General features: G+C 63.9%; 1 protein-coding gene. It reads left to right on the top strand.

Annotated features, from left to right (window positions below; all coding sequences use genetic code 11):
• Positions 1-31: 31 nt before the first annotated feature.
• A partial coding sequence (locus ACZ2IA_RS23330) for a hypothetical protein (protein WP_470294955.1) occupies positions 32-233 on the top strand: 202 nt, incomplete at its 3' end.

Below are 233 nucleotides of genomic sequence, written 5' to 3'. Positions count from 1 at the left end.
GACGGTTCGCCCCGATCAGGAGCCGGCATTGGTGCGCAACCTGCACACCGGTTTCTATTGCAACAACGCATCTCTGGCCGGCTCCGGGCGTGCTACCGGTGACCCGACCGAAATCGCGTTGCGGGTTGCCGGGGCCAAGGCGGACCTGATCGTGGACGGCGTGCGGCGGCTCGCGGATATTCCTTTTGACAGCTCAAGCAAATTCATGGCCGTGCTGGTCGAGGAGCACGGCA

The organism is Crenobacter sp. CS_VA4 (assembly GCF_055597485.1).
Note: the sequence above shows the minus strand (reverse complement) of the source record. Positions and strands in the feature narration are given on the sequence as shown.